Below are 16197 nucleotides of genomic sequence, written 5' to 3' on the forward strand. Positions count from 1 at the left end.
ATGAGTTATCTAGAAACGACGCATAACGTCTATAAAGAAGCAGCCTTAACACCTGATGTTGGTTTGTGCTGTACTACAAACCCTATTTGGGAATTACCTGGTTTAAAAATTCCAAAAATTATGCAGGAAATGAATTATGGTTGTGGTAGTACGGTTCATGCTCGCGATTTAACTAATAACCCTAAAATGTTATATGTTGGCGTTGGTGGTGGTATGGAGTTACTTCAATTTGCTTATTTTAATCGTCAAAAAAGTGGCGTTATTGGTATTGACGTGGTTGATGAAATGCTAGAAGCTTCTCGTAAAAATTTCAAAGAAGCAGAAGCATTAAACCCCTGGTTTAAAAGCGAATTTGTAGATCTTAAAAAAGGAGATGCAATGAATCTTCCGGTTGAAGATAATAGTATTGATGTAGCCGCTCAAAATTGTCTCTTTAATATTTTTAAAGCTGATGATTTAAAGAAAGCCATTGCTGAAATGTACCGTATTTTAAAACCTCATGGACGATTGGTAATGAGTGATCCAACCTGTGAGCAACCTATGAATGATGAATTAAGAAATGACGAGCGCTTACGTGCTTTATGCCTTAGCGGAAGTTTGACAATTGCCGACTATGTAAAAGCATTAACTAATGCCGGGTTTGGGACTATTGAAATTAGAGCCAGAAAACCATATCGCATTTTAGACCCAAAACACTATCCAACCAATGAGTTAATTTATATTGAGTCCATTGAGGTTGCAGCTATTAAAGATCCAATGCCAAGTGACGGACCTTGTGTTTTTACCGGAAAAACAGCCATTTATTATGGGGAGAATACTTATTTTGATGACAATGCAGGCCATATTTTACTTAAAAACCAGCCATTAGCTGTTTGCGATAAGACTGCTGGTGCATTAGCTTCACTGAAAAGAAACGATATATTCATAAGCCAATCTACATATCATTATGACGGTGGTGGCTGTTGTTAAATTCAATTTATAATGACAAAAAAACGTTATAGTCTGATTTTATGTTTTCTTTTAAGCTTTTCATTACAAGCACAAAAAGTTGACCATTCGCTATGGAATGATTTTTTACAAAAATATGTTTCTGTTGATGGTCATGTAAATTACAAAGCCATTCAATCTCATCCTGAAAATCTTGAAGCATACTTACAAGAATTGACTAAAACGGTTCCAAATGAAAGCTGGTCAAAAAATCAAATCTTAGCATTTTGGATTAATGCATATAACGCATTTACTATAAAATTAATAATTGATAATTATCCAATAAAAAGCATTAAAGACATTAAAAAGCCTTGGGATAAAGAATTCATTAAAATAGATGCTAAAACAATGTCATTAAGCCATATTGAGCATGACATCCTTAGAAAAATGAATGAACCAAGAATTCATTTTGCTATTGTTTGTGCATCAATTTCTTGCCCAAAATTATATAATGAAGCTTATATGAGTTCAACATTAGATACTCAATTATCTCAAGCGGCCAAAGATTTTTTGTCTGACCCAACTAAAAACGCTATTACTGAAAACAGTTTGGAACTCTCAAAAATATTTCAATGGTTTTCAAAAGATTTTAAAAATGACGGAAGTTTAATTGATTTTCTTAATCAATACGCTCAATTAAACATTTCTGATAAGGCCAAAATTACATTTAAAGACTATAATTGGAATTTAAATGACTAAAATTTCAATCATTATTCCAATACTTAATGAAGTTGAAACTATAGGAAAGTTACTCAACCATCTTATTACATGTGGTTCTAGTCAAAATAAAAATGAAGTTATTATAGTTGATGGTGGCAGTACTGATGGTTCTAAAGAATTAGTTTCCAAATTTAAAGAAGCTATTTTAATTACCTCTAAAAAAGGACGTGCCACACAAATGAATTTAGGGGCAATACATGCAACAGGAGATATTCTTTATTTTTTGCATGCAGATTCTTTTCCTCCACAAAATTTCGACAATCTCATTATAGATACTGTTAAAAAAGGCAATATTGCTGGATGTTTTAGGATGCAATTTCACAGCCATCATTGGTGGCTTAAACTTACTGGTTGGTTTACCAAATTCTCATGGAAAATTTGTCGAGGTGGTGACCAAAGTTTATTTATCAAAAAATCGTTATTTCAGGATATTGGCGGCTATGACGAGCGTTATATTATTTATGAGGATAATATCATTGTTAAAAGACTTTATCATTTAAATCAATTTAAAGTAATTAAAAACCCGATCATAACATCTGCCAGAAAGTATGAAAAACATGGTGTATGGAAATTACAATATCATTTTCTTATTATCCATTTAAAACATTGGTTGGGAGCTTCATCTGAAACTTTATATAACTATTATCGTAATAATATTGCTTAATTTGTTGAAAAAACCTCTTTTACGATAACTTCTGCTGGTTTGTTTTGGGGTGTAAAACGTGTATTATCTTTTCCTCCAGCATCTTTATGATTGTGATACCACTTCCAAATAAATCCTCCTGCTACCCAATCTTCATTCCAAAATGTTTCAAAAAAAGCTTGTGTGGCATTGGCTTGAGCTTCAAGGTTTACATCAATAATTTCCCTGTCTGAACGCCATGGCTCTTTTCCAGTAAAGTTGACACTTCGGTAACCAAATTCAGTAAATAAAATTCGTTTATTATAGGTGTCATAATAGTTTTTCATTTGAGTTTTCCATACTTCTAATCCTCTATTACAATCTTCTACTGTTGGTGTTTTCAATTTACTTATGGGGAAATACCCATCAATTCCAATATAATCCAAATCATCCCAAAAAGGAGTTCTTTCATATTCATTCCAATTAGCCGCATAGGTTAGTTTTCCTTTGTAAATGGTTTTTATTTCTGAAATTAATTGTTTCCAATAGTTTGGTCGCTCATCAATAAAACTTTCTAATTCTGTTCCAATACAGAAAATCTCAACCTTAGTATCTTGAGCTAGCCGTGCATAATCCAGAATAAATAGAGCATAAGAATCTTCCAAAACCTTCCAATCGTCTTCGCTTTTCATTTTAATATTTCCCGTAAATTCGCCTCGCCAAACCCAAATTTGAGGTTTCAACATGGTATGAATATGATCATATTTTAAAGTTTCAATATATTGTTTAACACCTACTTTAGTCTCACCAAACCACTGTCTATTTGAATTATATTTAATTTCTGGATGCGAAAGTTCACGAATAAAACCAAATGGCATAACAGCGGCATAATTTGCATGTATGTTTAGTAAGGGTTTTACATGGATTTCTGAAATAGAATCTCTCGAAGCCACATAACTAACACCATTAATTTTTGCTTCCTCAAATGGCATCATAGCGCAACCAATCATTAACAAGAACAAACAAAATGCATAAATTAACTTCATAAGTTTAAATTAATATTTAAATTTAAGCAAACTGATGGAATGTTATTAAGGTTTTAACAAATCTTACGACGAAATCATTATTATACAAATTTTTATGGAGCAGGTTGTTATAATTGGAAACGGAATTTCTGGCGTTACAGCCGCGAGACATATAAGAAAACTTTCTAAAAAACAAATCACCATTATTTCTGCCGAATCAGACTACTTTTTTTCAAGAACAGCCCTTATGTACGTATATATGGGCCATATGATATTTGAACATACGCAACCATACGAAAATTGGTTCTGGAAAAAAAATAAGATTGACCTTGTAAAAGAATTTGTAAAAACAATAGATACTGAAAATAAAACCCTTGTGTTTAAAAGTGGTAACACTTTAAAGTACGATAGACTTATTATTGCCACGGGTAGCAAACCCAATAAATTCGGCTGGCCAGGACAAGATTTAAAAGGGGTTTTGGGGATGTACCACAAACAAGATTTAGAAAATATTGAAAAGTTTGCACCAAATAATAAGGCATGTAAACGTGCTGTAATTGTTGGTGGTGGCTTAATTGGCATCGAACTGGCGGAGATGCTTAGATCCAGAAATATTCCTGTTACTTTTTTAGTTAGAGAATCTAGCTTTTGGAATGGTGTTTTACCTGAAGGTGAAAGCACCATAATAAACAAACACATTAAAACCCACCATATAGATTTACGATTGTCATCAAACTTAAAAGAGATTATTTCTGATGAAAACGGTCACGTAAAATCAATTATAATAGAAGAAACTGGAGAAGAAATTCCTTGTAATCTGGTTGGACTTACAGCAGGTGTATCACCTAATATTGAGTTTGTTAAATCGTCTAAAATCGAAACTAATCGAGGTGTTTTAGTAAATAGAAACCTTGAAACCAATATTCCTAATGTGTATGCTATTGGAGATTGCGCAGAACAACAAAAACCTATTGGAAACAGAAGACCTATCGAAGCAGTTTGGTATACAGGACGAATGATGGGCGAAGTTATTGCCCAAACAATATGTGGAAATATAATGGAATATAATCCGGGTCATTGGTTTAATTCTGCTAAGTTTTTTGATATCGAATATCAAACCTACGGTTGGGTATTTGCAAAACCGAAGGAGAACCATGCGCATTTTCATTGGAAACATCATGACGACACAAAATGCATTACCATTGAATACAATACTATTACGAATGAATTTATAGGAATAAATACCTTCGGAATAAGAATGCGTCATGAAACCTTTGATACATGGTTAACAGAGAAACGTGATATTGATTATGTCATAAATCATTTAAGTGAAGCTAATTTTGATCCTGAACTTTATAATCATTTTGAAAAAGATATTCTAGCAACTTATAAAAACCAACTGCAAAAAGTATAAAATGAACAACAATTTACAAGAAAGTATGTCCTTAGCAAAACCAAATGCTCAAGACCTAACATTAAACCAAAAAATATCAGTTTTTATTGGAGTTTTAGGACTTTTTGTTTTTGCATTAGCGCTTTTTAATGTCGACTTCCCAAATAAAGGTTTGTTCATTACTGTTGCATTAGGTGGCATTGCTATTGGAGTCATTTTATTTTCAAATGCTGCGTATCTAAATAAATCAAAAGGCATAAAAAATGATGGTGTATGGTTTAAATCTATCTCATCAAAAGGTGTTTTAGGGTGGGTTACCGGAATTGTTTTGACCTCATTCTATATTGTCCTTTATTTTTATCCTCAGTACTTTGGCCTTGCTTCCAAAGGCACATCAAACACGGGCTTAATAGCACTCTTCGATCCGATAAGTTATTTATTAAGCGGAAGGCCTGCGAGTCAATGGTTTGTTTACGGCACACTTTATACGTTAGCCATCCTTGTTTTTGGTTATAAATTCATAATAAAATATCGCCATAATCGCTACCAACAGTTAAGAACCGTTTCGGTCATGTTCTTTCAACTTGGTTTTGCTTTTTTAATTCCTGAGTTTATGGCAAGATTAAATGAAAGTCCTCATTATAATTTACCCTATTATGATTTAAAAAGTATGTGGCCACTCAATTATTATCTTTTTGATAGCTGGTCTATAAATGGATTTCTATCATCAGGAATACTTGGTTTATCACTTTTAATTTTTGGTGTTACATCTATTTTTGTTGTGTCTCCTATTTTAACGTATAAGTATGGTAAACGTTGGTATTGTTCTTGGGTTTGTGGATGTGGTGCATTGGCAGAAACTGCTGGTGATTCATTTAGACAATTAAGCAGCAAAAAACTATCCGTTTGGAAGTTAGAACGCTGGCTCATACATAGTGTTTTAGTGTTTTCTGTGATTATGACTGTTGCTATGCTATATACTTTTTTAGGAAGCGACCCAAATAAATTTTGGCTAACACGCAGTACGTTCCTTTTAAGTATTGGTATTCTTTTAACCCTAATTTTTGTCTTAGTAATGATATTTAAACACAAAGAATTAGGGAAAGATGCTCGTTATGGTGCTATTGGGTATTTTATAGTGATTGCTGCGCTTCTCATAATGCATTATACTGGAACTACCGATAAGATTTTCCTAATAAAATCAAGTAGTCTTCGCTCTGCCTATGGATTGTATATTGGTTCCATTTTTTCAGGCGTTATTGGAACTGGCTTCTACCCTATTTTAGGAAATAGAGTTTGGTGTCGTTTTGGTTGTCCTATGGCCGCTATTTTAGGATTTCAACAACGCTTATTTTCGAAATTTAGAATCACAACTAATGGCGGACAATGTATCTCGTGTGGTAACTGTTCTACCTATTGCGAAATGGGCATTGATGTTCGCGCTTATGCTCAAAAAGGCGAAAATATTGTAAGAAGCAGCTGTGTTGGCTGTGGCATTTGTAGTGCTGTTTGCCCAAGAGGTGTATTAAAACTAGAAAACGGTAACCTTAAAAACCGTATCAACCCAAAAGATATTTTGTTAGGAAATGATGTTGATTTAATAGATTTAATAAAACGTTAAAAAATTCGTAAAAGTATTGTACTTTTGCGACCTATTAGTTAATACTTTATGCCCATCATAAAAGTCATCATTCCTGCTTATAATGAACAAGATTCAATAGCAAATGTTATTAATGACATACCAAAAATTGTTAACGAAGTTATCGTAGTTAACAATAATTCCAATGATGAAACTGCGACAAATGCAACCAATGCTGGTGCCACTGTATTAACTGAAGCCAAAAAGGGCTATGGTTATGCCTGCTTGAAAGGAATGGATTACATATCAAATCTACCAATAAAACCAGGAATTATTGTGTTTTTAGATGGCGATTATAGTGATTATCCCGAAGAGCTTACTAAACTAGTAGCACCCATTATTAATGACGATATAGATTTGGTTATAGGTGCGCGTGACAAAAACTTAAGAGCGAAACATTCCATGACATTACAACAAGTGTTTGGAAACTGGTTGGCTACATTTTTAATGAAACTTATTTATGGTGGTCGATTTACAGATTTAGGTCCATTTAGGGCTATTAAATATGAAAAGTTGTTAGCTTTGCAAATGGAAGACAAAACCTATGGTTGGACTGTTGAGATGCAATTAAAAGCATTAAAACAAAAGTTCTCTTATGTTGAGATTCCTGTAAAATACAGAGAAAGAATAGGTGTCTCAAAAGTGTCGGGAACCCTTAAAGGCGCTGTTTATGCAGGCTTTATAATCTTAGGTTGGATTTTTAAATACAGTATAAAAAAATGATTTTTGCTACAATTACTATAGTTGTTTATACCATTGCACTCTTACTTATATTCTTGTATGCATTGGCGCAGCTTAATTTATTGTTTAATTATTTGGCATCAAAAAAACATATAGATGATTCTGTTACATTTGATTTTTCAAATTCTGAAGAAATTCCATACGTAACCATACAGCTTCCTGTTTACAATGAAATGTATGTGATGGATCGCTTATTGGAAAACATTGCTTTAATTGATTATCCGAAAGACAAATTAGAAATTCAGGTTTTAGATGATTCTACCGATGAAACATTAAAATCGACATTTGATCATATTGAAAAGTTAAAACAAACCGGATTAGACATTCAACATATCACCAGAATTGATAGAACAGGCTTTAAAGCAGGTGCGCTTAAAGAAGGACTAAAAACAGCTAAAGGTGAGTTTATTGCTATTTTTGATTCTGATTTTCTTCCAAAAAAAGATTGGCTTAAAAAAACCATACCTTATTTTAAAGATGAAAAAATAGGAGTTGTTCAAACCCGCTGGGGACATATCAACAGAAACTATTCTATTCTTACCAGAATTCAAGCGTTTGCCTTAGATGCGCATTTTTCGTTAGAACAAGTTGGAAGAAACAGTAAAGGACATTTTATTAATTTTAATGGTACTGCTGGTGTTTGGAGAAAAACCTGCATTATAGATGCTGGAAACTGGGAAGGTGATACCTTAACAGAAGATCTTGATTTAAGCTATAGAGCGCAACTTAAAAACTGGAAATTTAAATACCTTGAAGATGTTGAAACTCCTGCTGAATTACCTGTAATTATAAGTGCCGCCAGATCGCAACAATTTAGATGGAATAAAGGGGGTGCTGAAAATTTCAAAAAAATGCTTTGGCGTGTTTTAAAGAGTAAAAATATATCTACAAAAACCAAAATTCACGGTGTTTTGCATTTACTTAACAGCACCATGTTTTTAAATATTCTTATAGTTGCTGTATTAAGCATCCCTATGTTATATATTAAAAATGAATATGCTCACTTAAAACCATACTTCTATGTCATGAGTTTCTTTGTTATTAGTACCATTATATTCTTTATATGTTATTGGATAATGTATAAGAACATTTATGGTAGCGGTATTAAGAATTTTATTAAATACATTGGCATGTTTTTTACATTTTTCTCAATAGCTATGGGCTTTTCACTACACAATTCTATTGCTGTGTTAGAAGGCCATTTTGGTAAAAAAAGTGCATTTATTCGTACTCCTAAATTTAATATAAACTCTATAAAAGACAGTTGGAAAGACAACAAATACATAAAGAAAAATATTTCTTTAAATGTTATTTTTGAAGGTCTTTTAATGCTCTACTTTGCTTTTGGAATGTATAGTGCATTCGTAGTTGGAAACCAAGGCGGTGACTTTGGCCTATTTCCATTCCACTTAATGCTTTTTATAGGTTTTGGTTATGTGTTTTTAAATTCTATAACCTCTAAGACTTAATCTTGTATTAAAAAGTAACATCAAGTACTATAATTTCTTCATTGCGTTTTATAGTTACTTTAGCTGTATTTCCCTTTTCAAATTTCCCTAAAGATTTCATATAACTCATCATGTCTTCAATCTCATTATCTCCCATTTTAACAACAATATCACCTTTCTGCATCCCTGCTTTTTGAGCCGGTTTATCCTCACTAACACCATCAATTCTCATGCCTTTACCATTAAACAAATAATCTGGAACAACCCCTAATGTCACCTTAAATGCAGGTACTTCCTGACTTTCATTCTTTGTTTTTCTAAAGGTTAATTTCCCATCATCATTTAGGTCTGTAATTACCGATTCAATAAATTGAGCTATTGATGCCATACCTTCGTAATTCAACTTTTCAGCATCATCAGACGGCTTGTGGTAATCTTCATGTTGACCCGTAAAAAAATGTAATACTGGAATATCCATTAGATAAAAAGAGGTTTGATCGCTTGGGCCAATACCAGATTCATGCTCTTTAACGGTTAACTCACCCTTATTTGCAAACAAAACTTGTTTAAATATTGGCGAGGTCCCAACGCCATGAACAGCAATTGTTTTTTCACTATTCAAACGCCCAACCATATCCATATTAAGCATATAATTCACATTTTTTAAATCAACCGTTGGATTTTTTACAAAATAATTGGAACCTAATAAGCCCATTTCTTCACCTGAAAAGGCGATAAACAAGTAATTATTATTGGTATTTATTCCTTTAAGATTCTTAGCAATATTAAGCATAGCGGCTACACCACTAGCATTATCATCAGCCCCGTTATGAATTTGAGGCGTTTCCCCTCTATACAATGAGCCATCAATACCCATGCCTAAATGATCATAATGTGCTCCGATAACAATGGTATTTTCTGCATTATTATTCAAATAACCAACAACATTTGTTCCTGTGATTGTGCTGTCTTCGACCTTACTAACATAATTAACGTTACCATGCGGATCACTTTTATCTTTAAATGAAAACTCTTGGAAATACTCATTATCGCCTTTTGGTTCTAATCCTAAACTTTTAAATCGTTTAGCAATATAGTCCGAAGCTAAAAGCTCATAGGACGTCCCAGTTTGCCTTCCATGAAGACTATCTGATGCTAATAAAACAACATCATCTTTCATGGTTACTTCAACAGCCTTTTCTTTTTTACAAGAAATAAATAATCCTATCGCAAAAAGTAAATAAATTGATTTCATAAAAAATTATTATTATTAAGTTTGATAAATATTTTGAATAACTAATTCATGAATTAGTAAGAAAGCCTTAATTTTATATAAAAATAGTTTAAAAATGAAGTTCACCACAATTTTATTAATTTTTTTCTGCTTTTTATCATGTAAGACGGATAAAAAAAATGAATCCTCAACAGAAAAAAACACAACAGAATCTGCCATTGAAGTAAAAAAAGATTCATTAATTTTCTCAGAAGAAAAGCACTTTAAATCTATACAACAAATCACTTTTGGTGGTGATAATGCTGAGGCATATTGGAGTTTTGATGATAAGCAATTAATATTTCAATCTAATTTTAAAGAATGGGGACTTAATTGTGACCAAATGTTTTTAATGAATTTTGGAGAGACTTTTAAAGCCTCTAAACCACCTATGATTAGTACAGGCAATGGACGAACAACCTGTGCTTACTTTCTTCCAGATAACAAACATTTTGTTTATGCTTCCACACATTTAGTCGACGAAAATTGTCCAGAAGTTCCTTTAAGAAAAAATGGAAAATACGTCTGGCCCGTTTATGATTCTTTCGATATTTTTGTAGCCGACTTAGATGGAAACATCACTGGTCAGCTCACCAATGAGCCAGGCTATGATGCTGAAGCAACCGTATCACCTAAAGGTGATAAAATTGTATTTACATCGACACGCAGTGGAGATTTAGAACTTTACACTATGAATATTGATGGCTCTGGTGTTAAGCAAATTACTAACGAATTAGGTTATGATGGTGGTGCTTTTTTCTCTCCTGATGGCACCAAATTAATTTTCCGTTCTTCAAGACCAAAGACGGATAAAGACATAAAAGCATACAAAGATCTTTTGGCAAATGGATTGGTAGAACCTACCGATATGGAATTGTACATCTGTAATGCTGACGGAACAGACCTACGTCAATTAACCAATTTAGGAAATGCCAATTGGAGTCCGTTTTTTCATCCATCTGGCAAAAAAATACTATTTTCATCAAACTTTGAAGCGGAAAGAGGCTTTCCATTTAATTTATATATGATTGACCTCGATGGAAAAAATTTAGAACGTGTTACTCATGGTGAAACCTTTGATGCCTTTCCTGTATTTTCTAATAACGGAAAATATTTAGCCTTTTCATCAAACAGAAATAATGGTGGCGGAAGAGATACAAATCTTTTCATTGCAGAATGGGTTGATTAGTTAAATTGTTGCATTACTTTTTTGAAACAATAAGAGAAAAACGTTACGTTATTTATATTGCTTTTTTCAATATGAGTATCTTTGCCAAGGCAGTTAACCAATAAAAAAGATTAACTTTCTATTCTAAAAATGAAAGCATACAAACCAAAAAATAGGCTAACTGCACAGGCATACATTGATGGTGTTTTAAATGGTGATAGAGTAATTTTATCCAGAGCAATTACCATTATAGAAAGTAATTTAGAAAGTGATAAACTCCTTGCCAAAGACATAATTCAGGCTATCTTACCTGCTTCTGGAAATTCTATCAGAATCGGAATCACCGGTGTGCCTGGTGTTGGGAAAAGTACGTTTATTGAAGTTTTTGGAAAACACATAATCAATCAAGGTCATAAGGTGGCCATTCTATCGATAGACCCAAGTAGTCAGCGTTCCAAAGGAAGTATTTTAGGTGATAAAACAAGAATGGAAGAGTTAAGTAATTTAGAAAACGCTTATATCCGTCCATCTGCCTCTGGAGAAACCCTTGGCGGTGTTGCTAATAAAACTGCCGAAAGTATGTTGCTTTGTGAAGCCGCAGGTTATGATGTTATTTTAATTGAAACCGTTGGTGTCGGACAATCGGAAACCGCCGTTCATGGCATGACCGATTTCTTCTTACTCTTAATGCTTGCCGGTGCAGGCGACGAACTTCAAGGGATTAAAAAGGGGATTATGGAAATGGCCGATATGGTGGTAATCAACAAAGCCGATGGTGATAATATTAGAAAAAGTGAAATAGCACGTTTACAATATCAAAACGCCTTACATATTTTTCCGCAATCTGAATCTGGTTGGTCTCCAGTCGTTACTAAAGCCTCTTCTACCAAAAATACTGGTATTGATGCTGTATGGAATGAAGTCTTAAAATATAAAGAACTGGTTACTAAGAATGGCTACTTCATAAAAAACAGAAATAATCAAAAAATCCGGTGGATGTATGATAATATTAATGAAGAATTAAAACATATGTTTTACGGTTCAAAAGAGATCGCCAGGGAACTTACTATTTTAAAAAAAGATATTATTTCTTCTAAAATTTCTCCCGTTAAGGCTGCACAAAAAATAATAGACCAATTTAAAGCGTCTTTTTAATTAGTCATCATTCAAAAACAAAAAACCCAATACTAAAATTAGCCTCGGGTTCTTCTCCTATTTAATATAATGAGTTAGTCTTGCTCTAAATACTTTTCCATAATAGAAATAGCCGCTTCAGAAATAACCGTACCTGGTCCAAAAATAGCCACAACTTTTCGTTCTAATAAATAATTGTAATCTTGCTCAGGAATCACACCGCCGGCAAACACCATAATATCGGGTCTACCTAGTTTTTTTAACTCAGCAATTAATTGCGGAATGAGTGTTTTATGTCCGGCCGCCAAACTAGAAGCACCAACAAAATGCACATCATTTTCAATGGCTTGTTTCGCGACCTCTTCCGGCGTTTGAAACAATGGTCCCATATCAACGTCAAATCCTAAATCGGCAAAACTAGACGCCACGACTTTAGCACCTCTATCGTGCCCATCTTGACCCATTTTTGCAATCATAACGCGCGGACGACGTCCTTCAATTTCTGCAAATTTATCAGCAACTTGCTGTGCTTTTGCAAATGTATCATCGTTATTTACTTCTTTACTATACACGCCACTTATTAATTTAGTATCTGCTTTATGTCGTCCAAAATGAACTTCTAAAGCATCTGATATTTCTCCTAAAGTTGCAAAATTTTCTGCAGCTTCAACCGCTAATTCTAATAAATTACCTTTTCCTGTTTCGGCACAATCAGATAATGCTTTTAAATTAACGTCTACAATATCTTGGTTTCTATTCGCTCTTAATTTCTTTAAACGTTCAATTTGTGATAGTCTTACCACAGAATTATCAACTTCAAGAATTTCTATATTCGATTTTTCGTCGGTTCTAAATTTATTAACCCCAACTAAAATATCTTGTCCGGAATCTAAACGTGCTTGTTTTCTAGCAGACGCTTCTTCAATACGCATTTTTGGAACGCCAGTTTCTATGGCTTTTGCCATACCACCTAGTTCTTCAACTTCCTCAATGAGTTTCCAAGCTTTTTTAGCAATTTCCTGAGTTAAATACTCTACATAATAAGAACCAGCCCAAGGATCGACCGCTTTCGTAATTTGTGTTTCATCTTGGATATATATTTGTGTATTACGTGCAATTCTCGCAGAAAAATCGGTTGGAAGCGCAATCGCTTCGTCCAAAGCATTGGTATGCAAAGATTGTGTACCACCTAAACCAGCAGCCATCGCTTCAATACATGTTCTGGCGACATTATTAAAAGGATCTTGCTCACTTAAACTCCACCCAGACGTTTGACTATGGGTGCGCAACGCCATAGATTTCGGATTCTTAGGATTGAATTGTTTAATGATTTTTGCCCAAAGCATGCGTGCCGCACGCATTTTAGCAATCTCCATAAAATGATTCATGCCTACTGCCCAGAAAAATGATAATCTTGGTGCGAATTCATCTATTTTTAATCCTGATGCTAATCCTGTTCTAATATATTCTAAACCGTCTGCAAGGGTGTATGCTAACTCAATATCGGCCGTAGCTCCAGCTTCTTGCATGTGGTAACCACTAATAGATATAGAGTTGAATTTCGGCATGTATTTAGTGGTATATTCAAAAATATCACCAATAATTTTCATCGAAGGTAATGGCGGATATATATACGTATTACGCACCATAAATTCTTTTAAAATATCGTTTTGAATGGTTCCACTAAGTTGTTCTAAAGACACGCCTTGTTTTTTAGCGGCTGCAATATAAAATGCCATAATAGGCAATACCGCACCATTCATGGTCATAGAAACCGACATTTTATCCAACGGAATTTGATCAAATAGAATTTCCATATCTAGAATAGAATCGATGGCAACACCAGCTTTTCCAACATCTCCTGTTACACGTGGATGATCTGAATCGTACCCACGGTGCGTCGCTAAATCGAAGGCTACCGACAATCCTTTTTGTCCGGCTGCTAAATTTCTTCTATAAAACGCATTGGATTCTTCCGCTGTTGAAAACCCGGCGTATTGACGAATGGTCCAAGGTCTAGTAACATACATCGTGCTGTAAGGCCCTCTTGTAAAAGGAGGCAATCCTGCTGCAAACTGTAAGTGCTCAGCATTTTTAATATCGTCTTTTGAAAACTGTTTTTTTACAGGAATTCCTTCTGGTGTGTCCCAAACATCTTGATGCTCTGTGCTCTTTCTTGTCTCTTGTTCACTAACTGTATTTAAAGTTAGATTTGAAAAATCCCGTCTCATACTTCTAAAGATTTAATGTTTTTCTGAACTTTTTTCTGAATTCCTGAAATGATTTGAATCACATCCGATTTCATATGAATACATCCGTCTAAACCTGCTTCGGTTAATGCATCTAACAAATTAACAGGATTTCCCGCCAATAAAAGAACTTTATCTTTGTTTAATGCTCTAAAGGCTTTTACAAAAAGTAATGCGCTAGCATCGTAATCTTCTTCTGAGCTACAAATAATAACCACATCTGAATCTGAAGTCGCACTGCGTTCCGCAGCTTTTTCAACATTATTAAAACTTTGCTCTGCTAACACTTTAAAACCACTTACACCTATAAAATCATAAGAAAAAGCAGCTCTCGCTTTACGCATAGTTAAATTTCCAAAACTTGTTAATTCAACAATCGGCCTTTTTTTAGTGTCATCAACAATTTGTTCTGTTACTTTTCTAATCGCCTCAATTTCTAAAGAAGCTCGTCTTGGCCTTAAAACTTTAGGATTTTCAGCAGCCCCAGATGATAAAATTTCTGAAGATACCGTTTCCATGAGGTTAGGGTATTTATTAACGCCTACCATGGGCAATCGCCTTTGGCTTATTAGCTTTATTTTTTCTTGACGAATCTCGGCTATTTGTTTCTGGATAATTTCACTTTCAAACGCTTTATAAAAACCACCTTCTGCTTCAATCACTTTAAAAAGCGCTAAGGCCTTTTCGGCTATTTTGGTGCTTACTTCTTCAATATAATAAGACCCGTCAACAGGATTTGACACTTTTCCGAAATAAGATTCTTCTTTTAAAATAGTGGGGATATTACCCGCTATTCTACTTGAAAACTCTGATGGATTATTAAATTCCTTATCGTAAGCATCAATTAAAACACCATCAACATTCCCTAAAACGGCAGACATGGCTTCGGTAGTTGCTCGTAATAAATTGGTATGAGCATCAGTTATAGACTTGCTCCAAACAGATGTTTTTCCTGTTAAGATATGCTTGACTGGAACACCGTATTGTTTTCCCAAAACGTTTAATAAACTATTGAAGGCTCTAAACTTGCCAATTTCAACAAAATACTCCGAGCCAATAGCTAATTGAATATGTAAATTATTAAAAATGGTTTCAATATGAATATCTCTATCTAAACACTGTTCGATAACATAAACCAAAGAATTTAAAGTATACGCCACCTCCTGAACTTGATTAGAACCGGCATCTAAATAATTAGTACCCGACACTGTAATGGTCTTAAAGTTTGGGTATGATTTCCCTAATTTAACAATATTACATAAGGTATCAAATTGTGAAGCCTCAACACTGCCTTGAGTAACATATTGCGATATTAATTGTAAATCGAAATACCCTTTAAGATCTTTTGTGTCTTTTAGGTTTTGCTCAGCGAAATCAAAAAAATCTCTTGCAAAACTAGAGTCATTATTTTTTAAAATGAAGGATACAGCTACGTTATTTAAATCGATATGACTTAAAATCTTATCTACCGATACATGTTCTTCAATCGTAAAAAGAAGTCCGGTAATGCCTTCTTTGACGGCTTTTTGAGCTTTTTTATTAGCGCTTTCTGCAGACTCAACTATAATAGTTCTGTAGTTGATTAGTGCCTGTGAATTTTCACCTGTATTAGTAATATAATTTAGTTTATCTTCTGTGTTGTAAAAAGGTTGAATATTGATTTTGCTTAAGTTCTTCCAAACAAGCTTTTTATCAAAATCGGAACCTTTTAAATCAACATTAACTTTTTCCACCCATTGCTCCTTTGAAATAGGAGCAAATTCTGAAAAAAGTTTTTTATTATTAGTACTCATACTAT

General features: G+C 33.7%; 13 protein-coding genes. 9 read left to right on the forward strand and 4 right to left on the reverse strand.

Features of this window, described 5'->3' with window-relative positions:
* From arsM to AC15TD_RS05755, 3 genes are read left to right on the forward strand one after another with little or no spacing between them, the layout of a single operon-like run.
* Window positions 1-969, forward strand: coding sequence for an arsenosugar biosynthesis arsenite methyltransferase ArsM (arsM, locus tag AC15TD_RS05745; RefSeq protein ID WP_484451178.1), 969 nt, complete (start codon window positions 1-3; stop codon window positions 967-969).
* A gap of 12 nt (window positions 970-981) precedes the next feature.
* Complete coding sequence (locus AC15TD_RS05750) at window positions 982-1686, forward strand: DUF547 domain-containing protein (protein WP_484451179.1); 705 nt, start codon at window positions 982-984, stop codon at window positions 1684-1686.
* On the forward strand, window positions 1679-2371 hold the full coding sequence (locus AC15TD_RS05755) for a TIGR04283 family arsenosugar biosynthesis glycosyltransferase (RefSeq protein WP_484451180.1): 693 nt from the start codon (window positions 1679-1681) through the stop codon (window positions 2369-2371). The genes AC15TD_RS05750 and AC15TD_RS05755 overlap by 8 nt, the downstream gene beginning before the upstream one ends.
* Here the strand turns inward: AC15TD_RS05755 and AC15TD_RS05760 are convergent.
* Window positions 2368-3375 (reverse strand): glycoside hydrolase family 113, encoded by a 1008-nt coding sequence (locus AC15TD_RS05760; protein WP_484451181.1) that lies wholly within the window; start codon window positions 3373-3375, stop codon window positions 2368-2370. The genes AC15TD_RS05755 and AC15TD_RS05760 overlap by 4 nt on opposite strands.
* A 94-nt stretch (window positions 3376-3469) precedes the next feature.
* Here AC15TD_RS05760 and AC15TD_RS05765 point away from each other — a divergent pair, with 94 nt between their 5' ends.
* The 4 genes from AC15TD_RS05765 to AC15TD_RS05780 are packed head-to-tail and all read left to right on the forward strand — an operon-like array spanning window position 3470 to window position 8596.
* Window positions 3470-4768 carry an NAD(P)/FAD-dependent oxidoreductase gene (locus tag AC15TD_RS05765; RefSeq protein WP_484451182.1) on the forward strand — a complete coding sequence of 433 codons (1299 nt, stop codon included), beginning with the start codon at window positions 3470-3472 and terminating at the stop codon, window positions 4766-4768.
* Between the two features lies 1 nt (window position 4769).
* Window positions 4770-6368 (forward strand): 4Fe-4S binding protein, encoded by a 1599-nt coding sequence (locus tag AC15TD_RS05770; RefSeq protein WP_484451183.1) that lies wholly within the window; start codon window positions 4770-4772, stop codon window positions 6366-6368.
* Between the two features lie 48 nt (window positions 6369-6416).
* Window positions 6417-7109: a glycosyltransferase family 2 protein gene (locus AC15TD_RS05775; RefSeq protein WP_484451184.1), complete on the forward strand. Its 693-nt coding sequence runs from the start codon at window positions 6417-6419 to the stop codon at window positions 7107-7109.
* Entirely contained in the window at window positions 7106-8596 is a 1491-nt protein-coding gene (locus tag AC15TD_RS05780; RefSeq protein ID WP_484451185.1) for a cellulose synthase family protein, read from the forward strand. Before AC15TD_RS05775 ends, AC15TD_RS05780 begins: the two co-directional genes overlap by 4 nt.
* A 7-nt stretch (window positions 8597-8603) precedes the next feature.
* Here AC15TD_RS05780 and AC15TD_RS05785 read toward each other — a convergent pair whose 3' ends face one another.
* On the reverse strand, window positions 8604-9830 hold the full coding sequence (locus AC15TD_RS05785) for a M28 family peptidase (protein ID WP_484451186.1): 1227 nt from the start codon (window positions 9828-9830) through the stop codon (window positions 8604-8606).
* 94 nt (window positions 9831-9924) lie between these two features.
* Between AC15TD_RS05785 and AC15TD_RS05790 the strand changes: the two genes are divergently transcribed.
* Together AC15TD_RS05790 and meaB are read left to right on the forward strand one after the other, a co-directional pair.
* Entirely contained in the window at window positions 9925-11037 is a 1113-nt protein-coding gene (locus AC15TD_RS05790) for a TolB family protein (protein ID WP_484451187.1), read from the forward strand.
* 129 nt (window positions 11038-11166) lie between these two features.
* The gene (meaB, locus tag AC15TD_RS05795; protein WP_484451188.1) at window positions 11167-12171 is read left to right on the forward strand and encodes a methylmalonyl Co-A mutase-associated GTPase MeaB; all 1005 of its coding nucleotides are present in this window, start codon (window positions 11167-11169) and stop codon (window positions 12169-12171) included.
* 74 nt (window positions 12172-12245) lie between these two features.
* Here the strand turns inward: meaB and scpA are convergent, their stop codons facing one another.
* Window positions 12246-14381, reverse strand: coding sequence for a methylmalonyl-CoA mutase (scpA, locus tag AC15TD_RS05800; RefSeq protein ID WP_484451189.1), 2136 nt, complete (start codon window positions 14379-14381; stop codon window positions 12246-12248).
* Window positions 14378-16192 carry a methylmalonyl-CoA mutase family protein gene (locus AC15TD_RS05805; protein WP_484451190.1) on the reverse strand — a complete coding sequence of 605 codons (1815 nt, stop codon included), beginning with the start codon at window positions 16190-16192 and terminating at the stop codon, window positions 14378-14380. Before AC15TD_RS05805 ends, scpA begins: the two co-directional genes overlap by 4 nt.
* Window positions 16193-16197: the final 5 nt, after the last annotated feature.

The sequence above is a fragment of the Yeosuana sp. genome (assembly GCF_057126245.1).